Source organism: Psychrobacter sp. S4(2024) (genome assembly GCF_036861305.1).
Lineage (GTDB): Bacteria > Pseudomonadota > Gammaproteobacteria > Pseudomonadales > Moraxellaceae > Psychrobacter > Psychrobacter cryohalolentis.
In genome coordinates this window covers 72,536-97,929 of record NZ_JAZAQR010000003.1, presented here as the reverse complement: position 1 = coordinate 97,929, position 25,394 = coordinate 72,536, and the positions used below count along the sequence as shown (strand labels likewise).

Annotated in this window: 19 protein-coding genes; 7 read left to right on the top strand and 12 right to left on the bottom strand. The window is 43.3% G+C overall.

Annotated features, from left to right (window positions below; translation table 11 throughout):
- Positions 1-394 precede the first annotated feature (394 nt).
- The 3 genes from metK (at position 395) to VLA57_RS08350 (ending at position 2,876) form a co-directional block, all read left to right on the top strand.
- A complete protein-coding gene (gene metK, locus VLA57_RS08360; RefSeq protein ID WP_133105351.1) occupies positions 395-1,561 on the top strand; it encodes a methionine adenosyltransferase in 1,167 nt (388 codons plus the stop codon).
- A gap of 96 nt (positions 1,562-1,657) precedes the next feature.
- Complete coding sequence (locus VLA57_RS08355) at positions 1,658-2,014, top strand: DUF3144 domain-containing protein (protein WP_011513191.1); 357 nt, start codon at positions 1,658-1,660, stop codon at positions 2,012-2,014.
- 517 nt (positions 2,015-2,531) lie between these two features.
- The gene (locus VLA57_RS08350; protein WP_020443128.1) at positions 2,532-2,876 is read left to right on the top strand and encodes a hypothetical protein; all 345 of its coding nucleotides are present in this window, start codon (positions 2,532-2,534) and stop codon (positions 2,874-2,876) included.
- A 293-nt stretch (positions 2,877-3,169) separates the two neighbouring features.
- Here VLA57_RS08350 and VLA57_RS08345 read toward each other — a convergent pair whose 3' ends face one another.
- The 8 genes from VLA57_RS08345 to VLA57_RS08310 all read right to left on the bottom strand — a co-directional run bounded on the left by VLA57_RS08345 (position 3,170) and on the right by VLA57_RS08310 (position 15,918).
- The gene (locus tag VLA57_RS08345) at positions 3,170-4,825 is read right to left on the bottom strand and encodes a BCCT family transporter (protein WP_133105350.1); all 1,656 of its coding nucleotides are present in this window, start codon (positions 4,823-4,825) and stop codon (positions 3,170-3,172) included.
- A gap of 299 nt (positions 4,826-5,124) precedes the next feature.
- The gene (locus VLA57_RS08340; protein ID WP_133105349.1) at positions 5,125-6,774 is read right to left on the bottom strand and encodes a BCCT family transporter; all 1,650 of its coding nucleotides are present in this window, start codon (positions 6,772-6,774) and stop codon (positions 5,125-5,127) included.
- A 241-nt stretch (positions 6,775-7,015) separates the two neighbouring features.
- Entirely contained in the window at positions 7,016-8,239 is a 1,224-nt protein-coding gene (locus tag VLA57_RS08335; protein ID WP_333954804.1) for a PQQ-dependent sugar dehydrogenase, read from the bottom strand.
- A 202-nt stretch (positions 8,240-8,441) separates the two neighbouring features.
- A complete protein-coding gene (clpB, locus tag VLA57_RS08330) occupies positions 8,442-11,039 on the bottom strand; it encodes an ATP-dependent chaperone ClpB (protein ID WP_020443124.1) in 2,598 nt (865 codons plus the stop codon).
- A gap of 242 nt (positions 11,040-11,281) precedes the next feature.
- Positions 11,282-11,851 (bottom strand): L,D-transpeptidase family protein, encoded by a 570-nt coding sequence (locus VLA57_RS08325; RefSeq protein WP_133105346.1) that lies wholly within the window; start codon positions 11,849-11,851, stop codon positions 11,282-11,284.
- A gap of 124 nt (positions 11,852-11,975) precedes the next feature.
- Entirely contained in the window at positions 11,976-12,767 is a 792-nt protein-coding gene (locus VLA57_RS08320) for an SDR family NAD(P)-dependent oxidoreductase (RefSeq protein WP_133105345.1), read from the bottom strand.
- An 87-nt stretch (positions 12,768-12,854) separates the two neighbouring features.
- On the bottom strand, positions 12,855-14,588 hold the full coding sequence (locus VLA57_RS08315; protein ID WP_133105344.1) for an AMP-binding protein: 1,734 nt from the start codon (positions 14,586-14,588) through the stop codon (positions 12,855-12,857).
- A gap of 202 nt (positions 14,589-14,790) precedes the next feature.
- Positions 14,791-15,918, bottom strand: coding sequence for a DNA topoisomerase IB (locus VLA57_RS08310; protein ID WP_133105343.1), 1,128 nt, complete (start codon positions 15,916-15,918; stop codon positions 14,791-14,793).
- Between the two features lie 174 nt (positions 15,919-16,092).
- Here VLA57_RS08310 and VLA57_RS08305 point away from each other — a divergent pair, with 174 nt between their 5' ends.
- On the top strand, positions 16,093-16,569 hold the full coding sequence (locus tag VLA57_RS08305; protein ID WP_133105342.1) for a GNAT family N-acetyltransferase: 477 nt from the start codon (positions 16,093-16,095) through the stop codon (positions 16,567-16,569).
- Positions 16,570-16,682: 113 nt separating this feature from the next.
- Here VLA57_RS08305 and ppnP read toward each other — a convergent pair whose 3' ends face one another.
- From ppnP to VLA57_RS08285, 4 genes are all read right to left on the bottom strand, one after another.
- Positions 16,683-16,967 carry a pyrimidine/purine nucleoside phosphorylase gene (gene ppnP, locus VLA57_RS08300; protein ID WP_020443118.1) on the bottom strand — a complete coding sequence of 95 codons (285 nt, stop codon included), beginning with the start codon at positions 16,965-16,967 and terminating at the stop codon, positions 16,683-16,685.
- A gap of 69 nt (positions 16,968-17,036) precedes the next feature.
- A protein-coding gene (gene prfB / locus VLA57_RS08295; RefSeq protein ID WP_133105341.1) for a peptide chain release factor 2 occupies positions 17,037-18,132 on the bottom strand; the annotation gives its coding sequence in 2 pieces (ribosomal slippage) (positions 17,037-18,059 and positions 18,061-18,132; 1,095 coding nt in all).
- Positions 18,133-18,226: 94 nt separating this feature from the next.
- Positions 18,227-18,934 carry an HAD family hydrolase gene (locus tag VLA57_RS08290; protein ID WP_133105340.1) on the bottom strand — a complete coding sequence of 236 codons (708 nt, stop codon included), beginning with the start codon at positions 18,932-18,934 and terminating at the stop codon, positions 18,227-18,229.
- Between the two features lie 86 nt (positions 18,935-19,020).
- On the bottom strand, positions 19,021-19,557 hold the full coding sequence (locus VLA57_RS08285) for a gamma carbonic anhydrase family protein (protein ID WP_133105339.1): 537 nt from the start codon (positions 19,555-19,557) through the stop codon (positions 19,021-19,023).
- A 174-nt stretch (positions 19,558-19,731) separates the two neighbouring features.
- Here VLA57_RS08285 and VLA57_RS08280 point away from each other — a divergent pair, with 174 nt between their 5' ends.
- From VLA57_RS08280 to carB, 3 genes are all read left to right on the top strand, one after another.
- Complete coding sequence (locus tag VLA57_RS08280; protein ID WP_133105338.1) at positions 19,732-20,301, top strand: phosphatase PAP2 family protein; 570 nt, start codon at positions 19,732-19,734, stop codon at positions 20,299-20,301.
- 400 nt (positions 20,302-20,701) lie between these two features.
- Positions 20,702-21,934 carry a glutamine-hydrolyzing carbamoyl-phosphate synthase small subunit gene (carA, locus tag VLA57_RS08275; RefSeq protein WP_133105337.1) on the top strand — a complete coding sequence of 411 codons (1,233 nt, stop codon included), beginning with the start codon at positions 20,702-20,704 and terminating at the stop codon, positions 21,932-21,934.
- 144 nt (positions 21,935-22,078) lie between these two features.
- Positions 22,079-25,333 carry a carbamoyl-phosphate synthase large subunit gene (carB, locus tag VLA57_RS08270; RefSeq protein WP_133105410.1) on the top strand — a complete coding sequence of 1,085 codons (3,255 nt, stop codon included), beginning with the start codon at positions 22,079-22,081 and terminating at the stop codon, positions 25,331-25,333.
- The last annotated feature ends 61 nt before the right edge of the window (positions 25,334-25,394 follow it).

Genomic DNA, 25,394 nt, shown 5'->3' with positions numbered 1-25,394 from the left:
ATTGAGCATTACTTATAATAGAACGAGTGCAGCTCACTAGAGTTTTATTGCGTTTCGAGTTAGAATAAGCGTATTTTTAGGCAAGTACGTCATATTTTTGATCCTGCTGATAATCAGGTGATAGACGTATGATTGGCGACAGCTTCAAGCACGTTGTCAGTTAATAATTTGATATATTACAACGTAAAGCTATCGCTCTCTTAGCCTGACCCCATATGATTTATAGAAGTCTGTGCCTTATGTAAATTTATATAACACATGCATTTATGAATAAGTGAATTAAGTAGTACCAATTAAACACCAAGCTATACATTGTTTGGCCAATACCAATTAAAGCAGCGCCCAGACGTTATGCTTTTTCCTATCTTTATTGATTCAATTAAGCGATCCTATTATGCGCGAATACAACTTATTTACCTCAGAATCTGTGAGCGAAGGTCATCCTGACAAAATGGCTGATCAAATCTCAGACGCTATCCTTGATGCCATCTTACGGCAAGATTTACATGCACGCGTGGCATGTGAGACCCTAGTCAAAACTGGCGCTGTCGTATTGGCAGGTGAAATAACCACCACGGCAAATATCGACGTTGAGCGCATCGTGCGTGATACGGTTAATGGCATTGGTTATCATCATTCAGACTTGGGTTTTGATGGCGAGACATGTGCGGTTATTAATATGCTTGGTAAACAATCGCCTGAGATTGCCCAAGGTGTTGACCGCGCTGACCCTGAAGAACAAGGCGCTGGTGACCAAGGTTTGATGTTTGGTTATGCTAGTAATGAGACTGAAGTATTGATGCCTGCCCCTATCGAGTATGCTCATCGCTTGATGGAGCGTCAGTCGGAGTTGCGCCGCGCAGGTGAACTACCTTGGTTACGTCCGGATGCCAAAGCACAAGTCACGCTTAAATATGATGGCAATAAACCTGTTGCTATTGACGCGGTCGTCTTATCTACGCAGCATGATCCAAGTATCTCGCAAGCCGATTTACAAGAAGCGATCATGGAGTCAATTATCAAACAAGTACTCCCAGCAGAGCTACTACATGCTGGTACACGTTATCATATCAACCCCACTGGCAAATTCGTCATCGGTGGTCCTGTTGGTGATGCAGGACTGACCGGTCGTAAGATTATTGTTGATACTTATGGCGGTATGGCGCGTCACGGTGGCGGCGCATTTAGTGGTAAAGATCCCTCAAAAGTCGATCGCAGTGCGGCCTATGCGGTGCGTTATGTGGCTAAAAACATCGTCGCTGCTGGTATTGCCGATCGCTGTGAAGTACAAGTAAGCTATGCCATTGGCGTTGCTGAACCGACTTCTATTTCGATTAATACTTTTGGTACTAACAAAATCAGCAACGATGAAATCATTAGCTTGATTCGTACGCATTTTGACTTACGTCCGTATGGTATCACCCGTATGCTGAATTTATTGCAGCCGATGTATCAGCAAACCGCCAGTTTTGGACATTTTGGTCGCCAAGGTTCTGAAACCGCCTTTACGTGGGAAAAAACTGACAAAGCTGAGATTTTAAAAGCGGATGCTGGCTTATAAAATTTTTGCTAAAACCCTTTTTGTACCTATTATCTTATCCAGTTATTAGACTGCTGTGATACATTTAAATTTACCTACCATTATTAGGAGTCGTTTATGTCTCAAGAGAATGCTCAAAACAATGAGATTGATGCAAGTCTTGAAATCACCCCTGAAATGCAGTCGTTTTATCAACGTGCTGATGCCATTATTGGTGTAGCAAACAGTCAATTAGGTCCTGATGCGCACTCAGGTCAAGTAGGTGCGTCATTACTTTATGCCGCAGCACGTTATAGCGCATCGGTCGCCTCAATCGGCTTTGTAAAGGGTGATGATTTTGCCAAAGAAAAGGATGATATTGTCGAATTTTATACCAAACAATATCGCCAAATGCTGAGCGACAACTTAACTGATTATGCTCAGAACTTTGATAAATATATTCAGCTTAATCAAGATGATAAGCCTGCTAAATAAAACAGTTATGCTTGGTTAAAGATATTTATCTGAGCATCTTTAGTGGCAGAAATTATCTTTGAGCAAATAAAAAACCCCAAGCTTAATAGTAAGCTTGGGGTTTTTATTTGCTTGTAAATGATAGAAAGCCATTAAAGCCAACAATGCTATTGCTATGAAGTTTTTGCAGCTTTTCTCACGCATTGAGCAAAATTCATAGCAGTAGTATAGCTATAGTTAAAATATCTCAAAAACGCTACAGTGCTGCTGGTATAAATTTTTTGCAGCCTCTGTCTGCGTAGGCACAGCAAGCAAGAAAAATTAATATCAGCAGTACTTGATGTATCGATATTACTTTTCCCTGACTATATATACATGTATAATTTTCTCGATTTTATTTTGTACTTATCATATGATGTGGTGGATGACTTCCCCTAAATAAGTTACTATCCATTTGTATCATTCTATTTCTGATATGGTTGTCGTTGACTGTTGATAACAGGAAGTTATCGAGCGCTATTTATAAGGAAACATCACTATGAATCATTTATCTAAACCGTGGCTGTCAATACTAGGGCTCTCAGTAGCCATCACATTATCTGGTTGTAATAATCTTCCAATCAGCACCCATTCTGAGCCGCCTATTCATAGCACTGAAAACAACAAAGACCACAGTGCTAGCAGTAATCAAGGCTCAATTAACAATCCTTTCAATAAATGCCCACCCTTTAATCCTGAGCAAACCATGTGTACCGCACAGTATGATCCTGTCTGTGTCACTGTAAAAAACCAATCAGGTGTCAGTTATCGTACTGCGGGCAACGCCTGTTCAGCATGTGGTACTACCTCTGCAGTCGGTTATGTAAAAGGACAATGTGTGTAGTTTACATCCTACCTCTGGTAACTCTAATCAAATACTTTTCATCATAATATAGCCAGTCCTAAATAAAATAAGTACAAGTATTATAACGCGCTACTGGTATAATTTTTTTTGCTTGCTGTGACTGCGCAGACAGAGGCGGCGCAAAACTTATCCTAGTAGCGTTGTGTTTGATTTATAGTGGATTGACTATAGATAGATCAGTAGAAATGAAAAAGCCCCAACTTGTGATAAAGCTGGGGCTTTTTGAATTATTTTTTAGCTTAAGTACTATTTAAGCATTGTCTAAAAAACTCTTAACCTTCAGGCTTTTCAATATCAGGTGGACCTGTGAGCAAGTCTTCATCACGAAATTCATTGGCTGAATTGTGCTCAGCAGATTCCTCGGTGACAAACCATTGCTGATTGCGATACAGTATCAAACGGTCACGACTTAAGCCACGTAGTAGCGAATACATCATTACGACTATCACTATCGCAAAAGGAAAGCCTGATACAATGGAAGCCGCTTGTAGCGCACTCAAGCCACCTGCTGCCAATAGTACCGCTGCAATAACACCTTCGGTACCTGCCCAAAATAAGCGCTGAATTTTCGGTGGATTGGCATCGCCCCCTGAGGTCAACATATCAATGACGAAACTGGCTGAATCCGATGACGTGACAAACCAAAGAACAATCATCACCACGATGAGCAAGTTCACAGCCGATGTTAGCGGATAAGACTCCATCAACTTAAAGATGGCACTGCCAGTATCTGCTTGGACGGCCTCGATCAAGCCAGGACTGATAATATTGGGGTCCGCCGCCGACATTAGCTCCATATTAACGGCTGAACCACCAAAAGCGGTAAACCATAAGAACAATATGGTAATAGGAATCAACAACACTCCCAATATGAATTCACGAATCGTACGACCACGAGAGATACGAGCCACGAACACCCCAACGAAAGGCGACCAACTTATCCACCATGCCCAATAGAAAATCGTCCATGATGCTTGCCAGTTTTCTTCACCGTTATAAGACTCTGTCCAAAGACCTAGTGGCACAATCTGATGTAAATAGTTGCCGATGTTCTCTACAAAGCTATTTATAATAAACTGAGTCGGTCCTAAAATAATCACAAAGCTTAGCAATATCACAGTAAATAATATATTGGTATCACTTAAGCGCTTAATCCCTTTATCTAACCCCATAAACAGAGATAGACCAGCCAGCATAGTGATTAAGGCAATCAATATAATTTGCACTGTAATATTATTGGGAATACCAAATAACGTCTCAAGACCTGAGTTAATCTGCAATACCCCAAGACCTAACGTGGTCACTACCCCAAACATCGTCCCAAATACCGCCAGCGTATCGACCGTATGACCCCAACCACCATAGATTTTTTTACCCAATATAGGATAAAGTGTCGAGCGGATGGCCAGTGGTAAACCCACTCGGTAGTGAAAATAAGCCAATGACAAAGCAACCATGCCGTAGAGCGCCCACACATGTAAGCCATAATGCAGGAACGAGATATTCATCGCTTGCTTGGCGGCGGCGATCGTTTCGGGCTCTCCCAATGGCGGCGCCATAAAATGGTACAAGGGTTCAGCGGTGCCCCAATAGAGCAGTCCAATACCGATGCCAGCTGAAAACAGCATGCCAATCCAAGAGACTATATTATACTCGGGCTTCTCGTTCTGATGACCAAGCCTGATATCGCCATAGCGACTGAATATCATATAAATACTCATCACTAGCGTTAAGTTAACCACCACAATAAAGAACCAGCCAAAGCGCAAAGACACGAATGCTTTTGCGTGACCAAATACCAGTTCTGCTTGCTCATTAAAAAAAGCACCAAAGATGATAAACACCAGAATTAATAGTGCTGAAGTTAAGAACACAGGTTTACTCACCCGTGGAAAAGGGCCCAAGCGGCCAACTTTTACATGATCCATTTAGTCGTCTCAGTTTTTGAAGGGGCTCACCTTAACAAGATATTACACAACTATCAAATCGAATTAGACACTTTATAACCTTGCTATTGGTCAACAAATAAAAAAATCCTAAGATAACCATGCATCTTAGGATTTGATATTACAAGTATTTTATCGTCTTTTAATAAATAATAAACAGATATAGTGAGCTGCCAATCATTGAATGAAACGACTGTCAGCACACTCTTGATCTTTCTTCGCTTAATCACAGCTTGCTTATCTAAGCCCTAATTCATGACTATTAATCAGCATCGCGTTGATTAATCACCCTTTACAATTTTAGGTGGGCCTTTCAACAAATGCTCATCTGTAAACTCATTGGCTGAATTATGATCTGCAGATTCTTCAGTAATAAAGTGCTGTTGAGCTCGATACAGTATCAATCGATCTCGACTTAAGCCACGAAGTAACGCATACATCATGACAAATATCACCAAAGCAAATGGCAGTCCAGCCACAATAGCAGCGGCTTGCAATGCGCCTAGTCCGCCTGCCGCTAACAATATAGCGGCAATCAAACCTTCCATCAACGCCCAGAATAAACGTTGGATCTTGGGTGGGTTGGTATCGCCACCAGCCGTCAACATGTCGATCACGAAACTTGCTGAATCCGATGAGGTCACGAACCATAAAACAATCATAATCACGATAAGAAAAGTAATTGGTTTTGCAAATGGATAGTACTCAATCAATTTAAAAATAGCGCTACCCGAATCTGCTTGCACCGCTTCTACCAATCCTGGACTGGCCATAGCTGGATCAAGCGTCGCTAAAAGCTCCATATGGATAGCGACACCACCAAAAGTGGTGAACCAGAAGAACAAAATTACCATCGGAATCAACAGCACACCCAATACAAACTCACGGATAGTACGACCACGACTGATACGAGCAATAAATACGCCTACAAATGGTGCCCAACTTACCCACCATGCCCAGTAGAAGATCGTCCAACCACTCTGCCAATCGGTATTACTATAAGCTTCGCCCCATGTTGATAACGGCACCATAGCAACAATGTAATTACCGATGTTTTCTATAAAACTATCAAAAATAAATAAGGTTGGCCCTAAAATGACCATAAAGGCTAAGAGCACACCTGTAAAACCCATATTGATATCACTTAAGCGCTTGATACCTTTATCAAGACCGAGCATCAATGAGCCACATGCCAATGCAGTCACAAAAGCAATAATAATAAACTGTACGGTTAAAGAATTTGGTATACCAAATAAATTTTCAAGACCTGAATTGATCTGCATAACCCCTAGACCTAAGGAAGTTACCACACCAAACATCGTCCCGAATACGGCTAGGATATCAACTGTATGACCCCAGCGACCATATATCTTCTCGCCTATTAGCGGGTATAACGTCGAACGGATAGATAGCGGCAGTCCACGGCGAAAGTGAAAATAAGCCAGTGCTAATGCCACTATGGTATAAATCGCCCAAGCATGTAACCCCCAATGCAGAAATGAGATGCTCATAGCTTGCTTGGCAGCTTCTACCGTTTCAGCTTCACCTAATGGCGGTGCCATAAAGTGGTATAGGGGCTCAGCTGTTCCCCAATAGACCAGTCCAATACCAATACCAGCAGAGAACAACATGCCAATCCAAGAAAACAGACTGTACTGCGGTTTCTCTGTTTGTTGACCTAAACGTATGTCGCCGTAACGACTTGCCGCTAGATAAATACAAAAAACCAGCGCCACGTTCATTAATATAATAAACATCCAGCCGAACTTATCGGTGATAAAGTCCTGCAAAAAGCTAAATAGCGCGCCAGCGGTCTCGGTAAAGAAAGCACCGAAGATGATAAATCCAACGATAAGTAACGCTGAAGTAATAAATACAGGTTTACTCACCCGTGGAAAAGGGCCTAACCTGCCAACTTTTACATGATCCATTTGTTTGTTAGCCTTAGTTTTTAGGAAGGTAACCTTAACAAGATAGCTGCCAACTATCAAATTTAATTAAGTATTTACGCTTTTCTCATTGATAGACATAAATCAAAACTCTCTGGTCACGCAAACCACAATACCGTAAAACCTCAGAAACTTAGCAAGTAATTCCTATATTTATTCGCTTATCAACTTCGTTAGAAGCGTTTAATCTTTCTTAAGTAAAAAGAATAGTGGAGATCAATTGCTACTGCGGTAACAACTGCACTAAATCACCATCGTTGCCGTCTTCTAGCGCCCAAACCTGCCCATCTACGACTAGTACACTACGAATACGCTCGCCCATATCATAGCGATAGCGCTCAGTCGCACCATTATTTTCATCGAAACTAACGACTATCAATGCCTTAGAGGATAAACCACTGATCAGCGCATTACCTTGCCACGCCGGAAAATCAGCATGTGTACCAGTCGAATACATACTGATTGATGAAGGGGATATGACTGGTGTCCATGTGATTTTGGGGGCTTCAAGCTCAGGACGTGTACTGTGATCAGGAATATCCACACCAGAATAATTGCGACCATTGGATACGATTGGCCAGCCGTAATTCTTGCCTTTTTCAATCAAATTGAACTCATCACCACCTCGTGGACCCATTTCATGCGCCCACAACTGCCCTTTACTATCGAATGCCATCCCGAGTACATTACGATGTCCTATGCTCCAAAATTGAGCAGCGATGTCATTATTACTCACAAATGGATTGTCCATTGGCATCGAGCCGTCAGTATTTAACCGTATTATTTTGCCCAAATTGACAGTCATGTCTTGAGCAGGGGTTTTTTCCTGACGTTCGCCTGAGCTGATATATAAATATTGCCCATCAGGTGAAAATAATAAACGGTGGCTGTAATGCCCTTGCCCATCTACCTTTGGCATCTGCTGCCAAATTGGAGCAATCTCCCGCAAACTTGGCTTATCAGTATCCAAACCTGACAGCTTGGCTTTGATGACTTTTGCACCAAATTTATTACTATCAATCTCTTTGCCTGCCTCTACGTAGCTGATATATACATAGCTAGAAGTCGCAAAATCCGGTGCAAGAATAATATCGCCAAGACCGCCTTGCCCGCCATAAGCGACTTTAGGTATGCCCACGACGGCTGTCTTGGCGCCAGTCGCTGTATTGACTATAAATAACTCACCTGTCTTTTGTGTTACGAGTAGTCTTAATGGTTTATTATCAACTTTTGGTAATGCAGTCATTGCCCATGGCTCATCAAAGGTGGCAACGGCTTTTGTGGTAAAGGCAGGTTTGTCCGTACTTGCAACATCTGCTACTGAGGTTTCAGCTTCTTGATATCTTGCCAAATCGGCATTGGTATCAGTTGCAGATTGATTGGAACAAGCAGAAGCACTAAACAGTAATGCTGTGATAATTATCGGTAACGTTAATGGTTTACTCATATACTGCCTATTTATTATTATCATTCTTTTATCTCCATAAATTTTATATTTATATAATTAGAGCTTAGCTTATTTATAACATAATCTAAGTATGGCAAGAGTAAAAATAATGATGGCGCAAAAAGCAAAAACCCCTTACTTGCCTGTATAAAAAATGGGCAAATAAGGGGCTTAGTTTCGGATCAAGGGCTAAAATGAACGATTAGCTCATTCTAAGCTTATCAAATGTCAGCTTATCATTCACACCGATATCGACTTTGATGATATCACCAGCGACAAAGTCACCCGCCAGCAGCTTCAATGACAATGGGTTTTCAATCTCTTGCTGAATGGCACGCTTGAGTGGACGCGCGCCATAAACAGGATCATAACCAACCGCAACCAGCTTATTCATCGCTTCTGCTGATAACTCGATATCTAACTCACGCTCATATAAACGCTGACGCAAGCGGTTTAACTGAATCGCAGCAATACCTGCCATCTGCGACATACCTAATGGATGGAATACCACGATCTCATCGATACGGTTGACAAACTCTGGACGGAAATGCTGTCCAACTGAATCCATCACTTCAGCTTTGATATCCTCGTAGCTTTCGCCGACCATTTCTTGGATTTTATGCGAGCCCAAGTTACTGGTCATAATGATGACGGTGTTTTTGAAGTCGACCACGCGACCTTGCGAATCGGTCAAACGACCATCATCCAACACTTGTAGCAAGATATTAAACACATCAGGATGCGCTTTTTCAACTTCATCAAACAAAATCACACTATAAGGCTTACGACGTACCGCTTCAGTCAAGGCACCACCTTCTTCGTAACCGACGTATCCTGGAGGCGCACCAACCAAGCGGCTGACACTGTGCTTCTCCATATACTCACTCATGTCGATACGAACAATTGCATCTTCAGAGTCGAACAAGAAATTCGCCAATGACTTGGTCAGCTCAGTCTTACCGACCCCAGTAGGCCCTAAGAATAAGAACGAACCTGAAGGACGATTCGGATCAGACAAGCCAGCACGACTACGACGTACCGCATTGGCTACTGCTTCGACTGCTTCATCTTGACCGATGACGCGCTCATGGAGTTTTTCTTCCATCGCCAGCATTTTATCACGCTCGCCTTGCATCATTTTACTGACCGGAATACCCGTCGCAGCCGCTACGACTTCGGCAATTTCATTATCCGTGACTTTGTTACGCAGCAGTTTTACACCACTATTTTCACCAGTCTGCTCTTTTTGCTCTGCCAAGTCAGACTCATGGATACGGCGCTCTAACTGCGGAATCGTCTCGTATTGTAGCTTACTCATGGTCTCATAATCGCCTTCACGACTGGCTTTATCATAAGCAATACGCGCTTTGTCCAGCTCGTCTTTTAGCTGCTGACTGCCTTTGACCAGTGCTTTTTCTGCTTGCCAAATCTCATTAAGATCAGCGTATTCTTTCTCTAACTCTTCAATTTGTGCATCAAGCACTTTACGCTCTGCTTGCGCGCCAGCATCTTCTTCATTTTTGAGTACTTCGCGCTGCATTTTTAGCTGAATCAGACGGCTATCGAGTTTGCCAAGCGATTCAGGTTTGCTGTCCATCTCCATACGTAAGCGACTGGCGGCTTCATCAATCAAGTCAATCGCCTTATCCGGTAACTTGCGATCAGTGATATAACGATGACTCATACGAGCAGCAGCGATGATGGCACTGTCTTGGATATCGACCCCATGATGAAGCTCATAGCGCTCTTTTAGACCACGCAATATCGCAATAGTGTCTTCGACCGTTGGCTCATCAACCAATACTTTTTGGAAACGACGCTCAAGCGCCGCATCTTTTTCGATATACTTACGGTATTCATCTAAAGTCGTCGCACCGACGCAATGCAGCTCACCGCGAGCAAGCGCTGGTTTTAGCATATTACCAGCGTCCATCGCGCCATCCGCCTTACCAGCACCTACTAAAGTATGCAACTCATCGATGAATAGGATAACGTTACCTTCTTGCTTCGATAAGTCGCTAAGTACTGCTTTAAGTCGCTCTTCGAACTCACCACGGAATTTTGCCCCCGCAATTAACGCACCCAAGTCCAACGACAGCACTTCTTTGCGACGTAAACCTTCTGGTACATCACCATTGATAATTTTTTGAGCCAAACCTTCTACAATGGCCGTTTTACCAACACCTGGCTCACCAATGAGCACAGGGTTATTTTTAGTACGGCGCGATAACACCTGAATGGTACGGCGAATCTCTTCGTCACGACCAATCACAGGATCAAGCTTACCTAGCTCTGCTTGCTCCGTTAAGTTAATCGTATATTTATTGAGGGCATCACGCTGATCTTCAGCGTTTTGATTATTCACGGTATCATCACCGCGTAATTGCTCAATCACGGCTTTCAATTTATTGGCTGTAACGCCCGCACTTTCAAATATCTTTTTGGTATCGCCTTGTTCAGCCAGTGCCAACATTACCCATTCGGTGGCGATAAAATCATCACCTTCTTTTTGTGCTTGGCGGTCTGCCAAGTTCAGAATTTTGACTGAATTTGGGTTTAGATTAACGTCTCCTGTTGGCTCACTAATCGTTGCTTGGTTGTCGAGCGCTTTTGCCACGCCATTTTTTAGCGCAGGGATAGACGCGCCCGCTTGTTGGCAGATAGACAAATTAGACTCATCTTGTAACAAGACTGCTAGCAAATGCACAGGGTCTATTCCCGTATGGTCACGACCTAACGCCAAACTTTGTGCTTCTTGAATGGCAGATTGCAGTTTTTGGGTAAATTTCTCAAATCTCATAGTAGTATCCTTTTATCATTTATATATCATCAGGCAGCAAACTTATGCTGTTCACTTGCCTTCGTCTGCCTTTATATATGCGGTATATATAGAGGAATTTCAACCTACTTACTACTAAAACCTTATTAATAGTAATGATATTAATTGCTTGAAATTGAGTTACTAAATCGCGCTTACACTCAATATATAATTCATTCAATTTTAGAAAAAATACGCCTGTAGATACAGCTTATTTAAGATTTTCATTCCACGATTTCAATAGCGGTACCGACCTTGACCATCCCCATGATTTCATCCATCTCTTCATCAGTGACGGCAATACAGCCCTCGGTCCAATCGCGTAATTGATTGACCGACGCCAGATGTCCAGAACCGTTCTTTTGACCATGAATCATAATATCACCGCCCGGATTGACGCCCATCTTCTTAGCATGTGCCTTATCAACCGCATTAGGATAACTTACATGAATAGAGCGATAAAATTTGGATTTTTCATTCTTATAATCGAGTGTATAAGAACCTGACGGGGTACGCTTATCAACCTGCTGCTGCTTGTGACCAATAGGATTGCCACCAAGCGCTATATGATAAGACTTGATAACAGTGTCACCACTTAATAATTGTAGAACACGCGCTGATTTATCAACGAAAACTTTGTCGATAATGGCAGTATCAGGAATAGAGGGGGTAGATTTTGAAGTATTTTCCATGTTTGACGCGGCATTGGTACTCATGAGAGTCACGAGGCTAAGACTTATTGCGCTTACTAACCAAACAAGATACTGACTAAAATCTGCACGAAAAAATGGCATGGTATTACTTCTTATTATTAATAAATAAAATTATTATCTATAAGATAGCAAAAAACCATGCCAAGCGTTGTGCGAGTTGTACGAATGAGACTTAAAACCGCGATATTAAATCCTTAGCATTCTATTACACCATACGAATCGCGCCATCCAAACGAATCACTTCGCCATTGAGATAGGCATTATCAATGATGTGCATGACCAATTTGGCAAACTCATTAGGATTACCCAAGCGCTTAGGATACGGTACCGCAGCCTCTAGTTGCTCGCGCGCCTTTTCAGGCAAACTTTGCATCATAGGCGTTGCAAATACCCCAGGCGCGATAGTCATGACACGGATACCATGACGAGTCAGCTCACGTGCGAGCGGCAACATCATACCAACGACGCCAGCTTTAGATGAAGCATAACTCCCTTGTCCGACTTGCCCATCAAAGGCAGCAATAGAAGCCGTATTAATAATGACGCCGTTGTCAGCGTTCTTCTCTATGGAGCTGTCTGCGTTATTGGCATTAGCTACACGCTTCGCAATACTGGCTGCCACCAAACGCGCCACGTTAAAAGAACCGACAAGATTAATATTGACGCCGCGACTAAAAGCATCGAGATCTGCCGGATTGTTTTCACGGTCTAAGAGCTTCTGTACGACAGCGATACCAGCACAATTAATCGACCCCTGCAGACCACCAAATTCGCTTTCAGCCATATCCACAGCCGCTTGTACCTCATCGCCACTGGTCACATCACAGCGTACAAAACGAGCATGGTCACCCAATTCATCAACCAGTGCTTGCCCCATCGACTCATTAAGATCAGCGATGACAACATTGCCGCCTTGAGCCACGATAGCACGCACTACCGACTCACCCAGACCTGACGCACCGCCCGTGACCAAAAAGCTGTGTTGTTCAATGTGCATAATTTTTCCTTTAATTAATATTTTTACTGTTATTTTTATCAGTTATCGTTTTTTATCTTAACCTGACGATATAAATGCATTACTTTATCAAGCCGCAGATAAACTGCGCAGCAAAAAGCGCTGAATTTTACCACTTGGGGTTTTTGGCAACTCTTTCACAAACTCAACCTCACGTGGATAAGCATGCGTTGATAGACGTCTGCGTACCAAGTCTTGAATCTCTTTAGCAATCTCGTCTGTGCCTTCGATCCCATCTTTTAGCACCACATAAGACTTAATGGTATGACCACGCACTTCGTCTGGCACCCCAACTGCCGCTGACTCTGCGACTGCCTCATGCTCCAGCACGGTGTTTTCAACATCGGTTGGTCCAACGCGGTAACCTGCTGTAATGATAATGTCGTCATCACGCCCTGAAAACCAATAGCTGCCATCACTATGACGCTCAACCACGTCACCTGTTAAATAGTAATCATCAGCGAAGGCATCTTTTTCATTCCAGCTATAACCACGGAAATAAAATGCTGGCGATTGACTGACCACTACGGCAAGCTGTCCTTGCTCGCCGTCAGGTAATATGTTCATATCATCATCTAACACAACGAGTGTATGCCCCGGTAGCGCCATACCCATCGAGCCAACTGGGCACTCATGTGCTAACGCATGATGCTCACAGCAGGTCATACCCGTTTCTGTCTGTCCGTACTGATCACAAACTTTACAGTTTAAGTAGGTCTCAACCCAATTGACCACTTCGGTATTTAAGGTCTCGCCTGCTGAATTGGCACAGCGCAGTGATAGTTTAGCCTCATTATCATTACTATTGTCATTGTGAGCAGCTTCAAACACGCCACTCGATTTCATCATCCGAAATGCAGTCGGTGAGGACGCCAAATTGCTAATTTTATGGCGTACCATAAAGTCGCGGGTATTGGCAGCATCGAAGCCCGCTTCATTAAAATAGGTAGTAATACCTAATAATAATGGCCCAGTAATCGCATAATAAAGACCGTATGCCCAGCCTGGATCAGCCATGTTCCAGTAATTATCATCCGCTCGCAAGTCAATCGCATAACGCATATACAGATAAAAAGCCGAAAGTGCGCTTAGTGGCACACTAACGCCTTTTGACTTACCAACCGTACCTGAGGTAAACATCTGTAAAAATGGTGCATCGGTATTTAGTAACACTGGTTCTATAGTTTGTGGCTGCTTTGATATCTTGTCAGCGTAGCTATCATCACCCCAGCTTTGCGCATCTACCTTGCTACCAACCAGCACCATTTTGGTTTGCTTTGCTAAGTCGTCAAACTTGCCACGATTTTCTTGATTGGTAAAAACCACTTTGGTATTGGCTTTGTCCATTCGATACTTAATCGAATCATAACCAAAGGCGGTAAACAGCGGTTGATAAACTGCGCCAATCCGCCAAGTGGCTAATACAATGGTGAGTAACTCAGGGGTACGCGGTAGCATAGTTGCCACTTGGTCACCCGCTTGCACGCCATAAGAAAGTAGTAAACTGGCAACCTGTGCACTTGCTTTATCAAGCTCAGCAAAGCTCATACGCGTGACATTGCCAGCCGTATCTTCATGAACTAGCGCAATATTATCACCGCGACCGTCACGTACATGACGTCCACAGCACGCCATATAGGCGTTTAAACGATCATCTACATTTTCACCAAATATCTCTGTCAGTAATGTGTTCATATCAAAATTATTATAATAGTCACTATAACTCGTTAGCGCCTGTGAGGTATTTACAGCATGATTTGAAGGGGTGTTTAAAGAGGTAGTACTTGAAGGAGAGGTATTCATAAGCTAATCCTTTAGCAATCGAGAATCACTGACAAAATCAGAGAGTTAGAAATAATAGAATAAATCGTAAAACAGCTATATTTGATCAACCATTTAAACATCTTAAATGGCACATGCTCTATTAGTAACGTATTTTTATACTTATTTCAATACATAACGTATCATTTTTATTATTCCCTAAAAACAGTTACTTAGTAATGGTTTACTGTCGCGCGCTCAAAAACCCAAGTAACGCCTTCTCTTCACAGCTTTGATGCCGTTTGGTACGTCCACGGCGCGCTTGTTTATAAGGCTCAAAAAACTCCCCTGCTAAAAACTGCTGGATAATAATAGGATTGATATAAGAGGATCGACAGACCGTTGGGGTATTGCCGAGCTCATCGGCGACGCTTTTTACCATATCAGTCACCAGTTGCTGACGCTCTTTACTATCGAGCGCACTGGCTAAAATCAATTTACCAGATTTGGTTTGCAGCTCATCATAAAGGTAGCTTGCTGCCAATACACTTGCCATCCAAGTACGAAAGTCTTTTGCACTGTATAAATTGCCGCTATAACTTTCACACTTGTTACCACAGGTATGCGTACGCAGATAATCATTGATATCAGCGCTATCAACGACTTGCTTATTGCCCTCTTCATCTAAGTATTTGAATACTTGATAACCGGGCAGCTCAGAGCACGCTTGGATGATGTCAATCAAACGCTCATCTTGCAATTCTATATGATGCTCTTTGGCACTTTTACCGACAAAGTCAAATGCCAGTCCAGTATCCGTTTCGCTGACATGCTTACTGCGTAACGTGCTTAAACCATAACTTTTATTGAGCTTGGCGTAGCGACTATTGCCGATACGAATCAAAGTGGTCTCAAGTAATTTGACCACTGCTGCCAACACATTGTCACGTGATAAGGGTTTGGCTTCTAAATCTTTTTCAACTTGCGCACGCAGATTGGGCAATGCTTCAGCAAAACCTATCATGGCATTAAACTTGGCTTGGTCACGTACCCGATCCCACTCTGAATGATATAAATACTGCTTACGCGCTTTATCATCTCGACCTGTCGATTGTAGATGTCCTTTATCATCTTGGCATATCCAAACTTCTGACCACATCGGCGGTATGACTAAAGCATCAAAGCGCTGACGCAAGGCTTTATCTTTGACCGTTTTGCCAGTGGCATCTCGATAAGTAAAGCCACGCCCAGAACGCCGACGCCCATATCCAGCATCGGTATCGCTGACATAACGTAAGTTTGCGAGGCTCGCCAAGTGCTCATAATCATGGCGCACATCTTGTATATTGGTTGGTTGATTTGACTTCGCCATAAAAAATACTCATTTACTAATATCGTTGTTTTAGCATAATCAACCGCCATTATCATTGCTGTGTACTTGCCATGGACAATGTGTAATGCTGTGTAAAATAAAACCGATAAATGGCTTGTAGATTTTGGGCGCTACGGCATAATTTAAGACAAACTGACTAAAGACACCATTAATATGACAAACGCCACTCCTATAAACCCAACTAATGGCTCTTTAAAAATAATGCCATTATCTCAAAGTGATTACGATGCTTGGTTAAGCCTATGGCAAAGCTATCTGACGTTTTATGAGAGCAGCTTGCCATTAGAAACGACAAATGCAACGTGGCACAGTTTGCTCGATAGTAATGTGCCGATTTATGGTTTTGGTGCTTGGCAAGACGACAAGTTGGTAGGTATCACGCATGTGGTGCTACACCCCAATACTTGGAATAGCACTGAATGCTGCTACTTAGAGGATTTATACGTGAATCAATCTGTGCGCGGGCAAGGCGTAGGACGTGCATTGATTGAACAGGTTTATGAGTTTGCCCGCCAGCAAAACTGCAACCGCGTTTATTGGACAACCCAAGAGGGAAACACCACAGCGCGCAAACTCTATGACACAATCGCCACTCAAACAGATATGGTGCAATACCGTAAGAACTTATAGATTGTATTAGCTTGTTTTATTTTTTGAAATTAGTCGAGGAATAAAGTACTCATAAAAAAACGCCAAGCATCAACTTGGCGTTTTTTTGACGACTGTACTCATATGGGAAATGGCTATTTACCGTAAGTACATAAATAAGCAGACTCAACTTCCACTTTTACTTGAAACTTTTGGTTGGCATCAATGGTAAATTGCTCGCCAGCATTAAAAGTCTGCCACTCATCACTCTCTGGCAGCTTGACCGTCAAGGCACCGCTAACGACTGACATGGTTTCAAATTCACTGGTGCCAAATTCGTATTCACCAATTTCCATTACACCGACAGTAGCAGGCTTAGTTGCGGTTTGAAAGGCGATAGAAGTCACTTTGTTTTCAAAATAATTATTAACGCTTGGCATAATTTTCCTTAATTAAGTGTTGGTTGATATTTTAAATCTGTCTTTATATTCTATTTTTACAGTCCAGCTTTATAGACCCGCTTTTAGGCTCGCTTCGATAAATTGATCGAGATCGCCATCGAGTACCGCACCGGTGTTAAAGGTTTCGACGCCAGTACGCAAGTCTTTGATACGAGAGTCATCAAGCACGTAAGAGCGGATTTGACTGCCCCAACCGACGTCGGACTTGCCATCTTCAACCGCTTGCTGGGATTCCATACGCTTTTGCATCTCTAGCTCATAAAGCTTGGCACGCAACATTTTCATCGCCGTCGCTTTATTACCATGTTGGCTACGCTCGTTCTGACAAGTGACCACCACACCACTTGGCTCGTGGGTGATACGTACCGCAGAATCAGTCGTGTTCACATGCTGACCACCCGCGCCCGATGAGCGATAGGTATCGATACGCAAATCTGCTGGATTGATATCAATTTCAATATTATCATCAATTTCAGGCGACACAAAAACGGCAGCAAATGAAGTATGACGACCGTTATTACTATCAAATGGTGACTTACGCACTAAGCGATGGACGCCGATTTCGGTACGTAACCAACCAAAGGCATAATCCCCTTTAATCTCAATCGTGGCCGACTTGATACCAGCGACACTACCTGATGATACTTCAATAACGTCCACTTTAAAGCCATGCGCTTCCGCCCAGCGCGTATACATACGCAGTAGCATTTCTGCCCAATCTTGCGCCTCTGTACCTCCACTACCTGACTGGATGTCCAAGTAGCAATTATTTGGGTCCATCTCACCGCTAAACATCCGGCGAAACTCTAAATCGGCAACGCGCTTTTCAGCGTTGTCTAATTCGGCTTGCACATCCGCCAGTAAGGATTCATCCTCTGCTTCTAACGCCAGCTCCAGCATGGCAGATGCATCTTCTAATGTGGTTTCAAGCGAAACCACCACATCAATCACACCATCAAGCTGACTTTTTTCTTTATTAATCTTGGTCGCACGTTCTGGATCATTCCATAGCTCGGGATTTTCTAACTCTAAATTGACTTCTTCTAAGCGTTCTTGCTTACCATCGAAGTCAAAGATACCTCCGCAAGTCCTGCCCACGTTCAGATAAGTCTTTAATTCGTTCTTGATACGGATTGATTTCCATAAATATTCCTGTCTGTTTTAAAAAATACGATGGCGCTATTTTAAATGAGATTTAGGTGAAATGTTTGGCTAATTTTAATCGCTATTTTCATCTTTTAAATCGACCAATCCTCAACCGCCCAGTGGTGTGCCAACGCATGGGCATGTAGCGCATCATCAGGCGATACACAAATCGCCACATCTGCCCACTCTAGTAAAGGAATATCATTTTTGGAGTCTGAATAAGCATAAGTCTTGTCAAAATTAATACCTGCCAGTTGCTGTTTGCCAATCCATTTATCCAAATGATAAATTTTACCTTCTTTGAAGTTTGGCTTATCAGTCAATTTACCCGTATAGCGCTCATCTTTTATCTCAAGAGGCGTTGAGAGCACATTGCCGTCTTCAATCCCAAAACGCTTAGCAATCGCCGAAACGACAAAGTCATTGGTCGCTGAAATAATCACCACATCGTGACCTGCTTCAACATGTTGACACAGGACTTCCATCGCTTTTGGGCGAATGTGCGGCTCGATTTCACTTTTAATATAATCTTCTCGCAGCTCATGCAACCTATCCATTGGTAAGCTGCTTAAAAACTGTGCCACAAACTCGTTATATTCCGTCGCATCAAGCGTACCTTCAATATAATCATTATAAAATTTCTGGTTGGCAGTGCGATACTCGGCTTCGTCGACAAGATTATGCTTGACGATATATTCGCCCCATAAGTAGTCGCTATCGACATCGAGCAAAGTATGGTCTAAATCAAATAGTGCTAACGTACGTGAGACAGTCTGACTAACAGTGCTTGGCGTGCTCATAATAAAATACTCATTAATGACAATTGATAATAATTAATAGTAATCGGTCGTTAGTAACTGTTGATTAGTGATTGTTCATTAGCAACTTATTCTGGTTGCTCAATCTCTCTAAGACCCGTTTTAAACTTCTGACAACGATCGCTATAATGTAGCGCTGACAGTTTCATCATGACTGCCTGTTCATCTGTCAATGTTTTCACCACTTTTGCAGGCGCGCCCACAACGAGAGAATTATCTGGTATCTCTTTGCCTTCGGTGACCAAGGCTTTGGCACCGATAATACAGTTTTTGCCGATTTTGGCATTATTCAAAATGACCGCGCCAATGCCAATCAAGCTATTATCACCGATTTCGCAGCCATGCAGCATCGCTAAATGACCAATGGTGACATGATTACCGATTTTTACCTCGATACCAGCATCAGTATGAATAACACTGTTTTCTTGCACGTTAGTATAGTCACCGATATGGATGCGTTCATTGTCGCCACGAATCACCGCGCCAAACCAGACGCTTGACTGATGACCCAAATACACGTCGCCTATCACGCGTGCTGAGTCTGCAACCCAACCATTAAAGGGTACAGCGAATGTAGGCACTTTGTCTAAATATTGATAAATCATACTCTATCCTTGATAGGTTTTATTCAGTTGTTATTATTAATAAATGTAGTTGAGACAGATATCGGCTATAAAACTGACCTGTAAATATGTGAGCGCTGAATTTAGGAGCAAGCATTTGTAGTATAATGCGGTTTTCATTCATCTGCCCTATAAACCCTCTTTAGGATTGCCGCAATGATCAGCAAAAACGCTTCCGCTATCATTTTATTACCCAGTAGTTTTTTATTATCGAGCAGCTTGCTTGTCGCTATGCCAGCTCACGCCAGTAGTAGCGATAATATCGACAAGGCGGGTGACATTCTATCTTTCGCTATACCAGCAGTTGCTTACGGTAGCACTTATTATATGGATGATAAAGAGGGACGAGAGCAATTTTATTATTCATTTGCAACCAATGTTGCAGCCACTTATGCCCTAAAATCTGTGATTGATAAAGAGCGCCCAGATGGCAGCGATGATGATTCTTATCCATCTGGTCATACCTCAAGAGCCTTTCAGGGTGCCAGCTTTATTCATAAACGCTATGGACTAAAATATAGTGTTCCTGCCTATATTGGCGCAGGTTTTGTGGCTTATAGCCGCATTGAAGCCGATGAGCATGACGCTGTCGATGTATTGGCAGGCGCTGCCTTAGGTATGGCGAGCAGTATGTATCTGACGAAAAGCTATCAAGATGACCAGCTGCATATCGCCACCAACTTATCGCCAGATTACTATGGCTTATCAGTACATTATAATTTTTGATCAATAAATCATAATCTTCATACCTATTTATATCACCTCCTAGTCACTACCTATAGCCAAATCTACTATGGCTGCTCATAATTGAAGGTTAAATAAGAAACATCTTAAATTTATTAGTCAAGCATCAGCTTAAGATGCTAGCCCTTAGTGCAAAACTCTAGTATAATGCGCAAAATCTGTGCCAAAGCGAGCGGACATGATGTAAGTTACTTATTCACCACCTAGTGAATCCTGTACCTTTTCATCTATGATGTCTTCTCGCTTTTTTGTGGAAAAATTTTGGCGCTGTCTCTTTTATTATGGTTATTTAGCCGCAGTTAAATAGCAATAATCAAAAAAGCAGCGCTTTATTTTAACCAAAAAATAGCACAGCACTCACTAATAACAGCGGAGGCAACCCTTGAATTCATCGGCAGAAATACAAGCAATTTTGGCACTAGCAGACGGTACGATTTTTCGCGGTTTGAGTATCGGTAGTCTTGGTCATCGTGTCGGTGAGGTGGTATTTAATACAGCCATGACAGGGTATCAAGAAATCCTAACCGACCCAAGTTACGCACGCCAACTGGTCACGCTTACCTATCCGCACATCGGCAATACCGGTACCAACGCTGAAGATGTCGAGTCTGGTAATGGTCATCAAGTATGGGCTGAAGGTCTTATCATTCGCGATGCGACCATGGTGACCTCAAACTTCCGCAACTCAGAGTCACTGACTGATTATTTACAGAGCCATAATACCGTCGCCATTGCTGATATTGATACCCGTCAATTGACCCGCCTATTACGTGATAAAGGTGCACAAAACGGCTGTATCATGACGGCTTCTAACGGCACAACGATTAGCAGCGAAGATGAACAGCAAGCGATTAAATTGGCACAAGAATTTGCTGGTATCGAAGGTATGGACTTGGCAAAAGAATGCTGTACACCGACGATATTTGAATGGACCGCCGGTAGCTGGGATTTATCAGACACCCTACTTAACCGCGATGTAGCTGGTAGCCATGATAGCGGTACAGGCGGCTTCTTTAAGCATTTGGGCACGCACGTCGAAGCAAAATACAACGTTGTCGCCTATGACTTCGGTAGCAAAACCAATATCCTACGTATGCTCGTTGACCGCGGCTGCCATGTCACTGTCGTACCCGCGCAAACGCCTATCGCAGATGTCCTCGCGATGAATCCAGACGGTATCTTCTTATCAAATGGTCCTGGTGACCCTGCAGCCTGTGATTACGCTATCGATGCGGTACGCCACATTATTGAAGAAACGGACATTCCAACCTTTGGTATCTGCTTAGGTCATCAGCTCATTGGTCTTGCCAGCGGTGCAAACACCATCAAGATGAAAACCGGTCATCATGGTGCCAACCATCCGGTACAAGACTTGGCAACTGGCACGGTTATGATTACCAGTCAAAACCATGGTTTTGCCGTTGATGAAGACACGCTGCCTGCCAATGTTAAATCTACCCATCGCTCATTATTTGACGGTACCAACCAAGGGATTGAGCTGACCAATAAGCCAGTCTTTAGCTTCCAGGGTCACCCAGAAGCCAGCCCTGGCCCACATGATGCTGCGCCACTGTTCGATAAATTTGCCGATATGATGGCAGCAGCGAAAGCTTAATACCTAGCCATAAATAATAAGTATAAAGCTTGAAGCACAGATGGTGATTCAAGCTGCACCATGCCAGACACGATAAGCGTTATTGAACATATCGTTAAAATGCAGATTACTCAAAATATCACTCAAACGAAGGTAGCCCTAACTATGCCAAAACGTACCGACATAAAAAGCATTCTTATCATTGGCGCAGGCCCTATCGTCATCGGCCAAGCATGTGAGTTTGACTACTCAGGCGCGCAGGCGTGTAAAGCGCTAAAAGAAGAAGGCTACCGCGTCATCTTGGTCAATTCAAACCCTGCGACTATTATGACTGACCCAACCATGGCGGATGCGACCTATATTGAACCGATTACGTGGCAAACGGTTGAACAAATCATCGCTAAAGAGCGTCCTGACGCTATCTTGCCAACCATGGGCGGACAGACTGCCCTAAACTGTGCATTGGAATTAGACAAGCATGGCGTCTTGACCAAATATAACTGCGAATTGATTGGGGCAACCAAAGACTCAATCGAAATGGCAGAAGATCGCAACTTATTTGATAAAGCCATGAAGCGTATCGGCCTTGAATGTCCTCGCGCTGAAACCGCTGAGACCATGGAAGAAGCTTTTGCGACCCAAGAGAAAATGGGCTATCCGTGCATCATTCGTCCTTCATTTACGATGGGTGGTTCAGGCGGTGGTATCGCCTATAACCGTGATGAGTTTATCGAGATTTGCGAGCGCGGCTTTGACTTATCACCAAACCATCAATTGCTTATCGATGAGTCACTCATCGGTTGGAAAGAGTACGAGATGGAAGTGGTCCGTGACAAAAACGACAACTGCATCATCATTTGTGCCATTGAAAACTTTGACCCAATGGGCGTACATACCGGCGACTCGATCACGGTTGCGCCAGCACAAACCTTGACGGACAAAGAATATCAAATCATGCGTAATGCTTCATTAGCAGTACTGCGTGAGATTGGTGTAGAAACGGGCGGCTCAAACGTGCAATTCGGTATCAACCCTGAAACGGGTCGTATGGTCGTCATTGAGATGAACCCACGCGTATCACGTTCATCAGCATTGGCCTCAAAAGCCACGGGCTTCCCGATTGCAAAAATTGCGGCAAAATTAGCAATTGGCTATACCCTAGATGAATTGCAAAATGACATCACGGGCGGCAAAACCCCAGCCAGCTTTGAGCCTGCGCTTGATTATGTCGTCACTAAGATTCCTCGTTTTAACTTTGAGAAATTCCCACAAGCCGATAATGTTCTATCAACGCAAATGAAGTCAGTTGGTGAAGTCATGGCGATTGGTCGTAACTTCCAAGAGTCGATGCAAAAAGCATTACGCGGCATGGAAACTGGCAATGATGGTTTTGATGAGCAAATTGACTTAGCAAAAGTAAGTATTGAAAAAGCGCGTAGCGAAATCACCAATCGCTTAACCATTCCAACGCCTGAGCGCATTTATTATATTGCGGATGCTTTCCGTATTGGCATGAGCGTCGATGACGTTTTCAAACTAACCAAAATCGACCCATGGTTCTTGGTACAAATCGAGGATATCGTAAAAACCGAAGCACAAGTTAAAGCGTTAGGTTTTGGCGGCTTAACTGAGCATAATTTACGCAGCTTTAAGCGTAAAGGCTTATCAGATTTGCGTCTTGCTAAATTGCTTGGCGTCTCACAAAAGCAGCTACGTACCAAGCGTTGGGACTTAAATGTCTATCCAGTTTATAAGCGTGTCGATACTTGTGCAGCAGAGTTTGCTACCAGCACCGCTTATATGTACTCAACATACGATAGCGAATGTGAAGCCAACCCTACCGATAATAAGAAAATCATGGTTATCGGCGGTGGTCCTAACCGTATCGGTCAAGGTATCGAGTTTGACTATTGCTGTGTGCACGCAGCCCTTGCCATGCGCGAAGACGGCTACGAAACCATCATGGTCAACTGTAACCCTGAAACGGTTTCAACCGATTATGACACCTCTGACCGTCTCTACTTTGAGCCAATCACGCTTGAAGACGTGCTAGAAATCGTCCGTATCGAAAACCCTGATGGGGTTATCGTACAGTTTGGTGGTCAAACACCATTGAAGCTCGCCCGCGCACTTGAAGCCGCTGGCGTCAAAATTATTGGTACGAGCCCTGATGCCATTGACCGCGCTGAAGATCGCGAACGCTTCCAGCATATGATTCAGCAGTTGAATCTTGTGCAACCAACCAATGCCTTAGCGACGAGCTTAGAAGATGGTTTGGTCAAGGCAAAAGACGTTGGCTATCCATTGGTAGTACGCCCATCGTATGTACTTGGTGGTCGCGCGATGGAAATCGTTTATAACGAAGATGAATTAAGACATTACTTGCGCACTGCGGTACAAGCATCAAATGAAGCGCCGGTTCTATTAGATCGTTTCTTAGACGATGCGATCGAAGTCGATGTTGACTGTGTTAGCGACGGTACAGATGTGGTGATTGGCGGTATCATGCAGCATATCGAACAAGCGGGTGTTCACTCTGGTGACTCAGCCTGTTCATTGCCGCCTTACTCGTTGTCTGATGATCTGTGCGATGTGATGCGCGCGCAAACTGTCGCCATGGCAAAAGAGCTTGGTGTTGTCGGCTTAATGAACGTCCAGTTTGCGGTAAAAGGTGAAACGGTTTACATCTTAGAAGTCAATCCACGTGCCGCGCGCACCGTACCGTTTGTCTCTAAGTGTATCGGCACTTCTTTAGCACAAATAGCAGCACGCTGTATGGCTGGCACGTCGCTCAAAGACCAAGGCTTTACGAAAGAAATCGTTCCTGCATTCTATGCGGTAAAAGAAGCGGTCTTCCCATTCGCTAAATTCCCTGGTGTTGACCCAATCTTGAGCCCTGAGATGAAATCAACCGGTGAAGTGATGGGCGTGGGTAAAACCTTTGGCGAAGCATTCTACAAAGCGGTTATCGGTAGTAATGAGCGTTTGCCCGGTTTGCCAACTGAAGGTGAAACCAAAACGGTCTTTATTTCAGTACGTGATAGCGATAAAGAGCAAATTTCCCCTATCGCTCGTCAGCTGATTGACTTTGGCTTTAACATTGTAGCGACTACTGGTACGCAAAAAGTACTAAGTGACAATGGTATTGAATGCAAGCAAATTAACAAAGTCACCGAAGGTCGCCCACATATCGTTGATGCCTTAAAAAACGGCAAAATCGATATTATTATTAACACGACTGAAGGTAAGCAGGCACAAGAGGATTCATTCTCTATCCGTCGTAGCGCGCTACAAGGTAAAGTGTTCTACGTCACGACTTTGGGCGCAGCAGATGCCGTTTGTAAATCTTATGCGATTGACCTACCTTTTGAGGTGTATAAATTACAAGATTTACATGAGCAAGCAAAGTCTATTGTATAGCTCTATTGACTTGGCTGAATAATTTCAGTAGATTAAGCATAACCGTTAGGCTTGCCTAGGA

Excerpts from the sequence above, each read along its gene's own strand:
- carB (WP_133105410.1), top strand. The coding sequence starts at position 22,079 with ATGCCAAAACGTACCGACATAAAAAGCATTCTTATCATTGGCGCAGGC.
- VLA57_RS08340 (WP_133105349.1), bottom strand. The coding sequence starts at position 6,774 with ATGGATCATGTAAAAGTTGGCAGGTTAGGCCCTTTTCCACGGGTGAGT.
- VLA57_RS08355 (WP_011513191.1), top strand. The coding sequence starts at position 1,658 with ATGTCTCAAGAGAATGCTCAAAACAATGAGATTGATGCAAGTCTTGAA.
- VLA57_RS08345 (WP_133105350.1), bottom strand. The coding sequence starts at position 4,825 with ATGGATCATGTAAAAGTTGGCCGCTTGGGCCCTTTTCCACGGGTGAGT.
- VLA57_RS08310 (WP_133105343.1), bottom strand. The coding sequence starts at position 15,918 with ATGGCGAAGTCAAATCAACCAACCAATATACAAGATGTGCGCCATGAT.
- VLA57_RS08335 (WP_333954804.1), bottom strand. The coding sequence starts at position 8,239 with ATGAGTAAACCATTAACGTTACCGATAATTATCACAGCATTACTGTTT.
- ppnP (WP_020443118.1), bottom strand. The coding sequence starts at position 16,967 with ATGCCAAGCGTTAATAATTATTTTGAAAACAAAGTGACTTCTATCGCC.
- VLA57_RS08320 (WP_133105345.1), bottom strand. The coding sequence starts at position 12,767 with ATGCACATTGAACAACACAGCTTTTTGGTCACGGGCGGTGCGTCAGGT.
- VLA57_RS08290 (WP_133105340.1), bottom strand. The coding sequence starts at position 18,934 with ATGAGCACGCCAAGCACTGTTAGTCAGACTGTCTCACGTACGTTAGCA.
- VLA57_RS08315 (WP_133105344.1), bottom strand. The coding sequence starts at position 14,588 with ATGAATACCTCTCCTTCAAGTACTACCTCTTTAAACACCCCTTCAAAT.
- clpB (WP_020443124.1), bottom strand. The coding sequence starts at position 11,039 with ATGAGATTTGAGAAATTTACCCAAAAACTGCAATCTGCCATTCAAGAA.
- VLA57_RS08325 (WP_133105346.1), bottom strand. The coding sequence starts at position 11,851 with ATGCCATTTTTTCGTGCAGATTTTAGTCAGTATCTTGTTTGGTTAGTA.
- VLA57_RS08350 (WP_020443128.1), top strand. The coding sequence starts at position 2,532 with ATGAATCATTTATCTAAACCGTGGCTGTCAATACTAGGGCTCTCAGTA.
- VLA57_RS08285 (WP_133105339.1), bottom strand. The coding sequence starts at position 19,557 with ATGATTTATCAATATTTAGACAAAGTGCCTACATTCGCTGTACCCTTT.
- metK (WP_133105351.1), top strand. The coding sequence starts at position 395 with ATGCGCGAATACAACTTATTTACCTCAGAATCTGTGAGCGAAGGTCAT.
- VLA57_RS08305 (WP_133105342.1), top strand. The coding sequence starts at position 16,093 with ATGACAAACGCCACTCCTATAAACCCAACTAATGGCTCTTTAAAAATA.
- VLA57_RS08280 (WP_133105338.1), top strand. The coding sequence starts at position 19,732 with ATGATCAGCAAAAACGCTTCCGCTATCATTTTATTACCCAGTAGTTTT.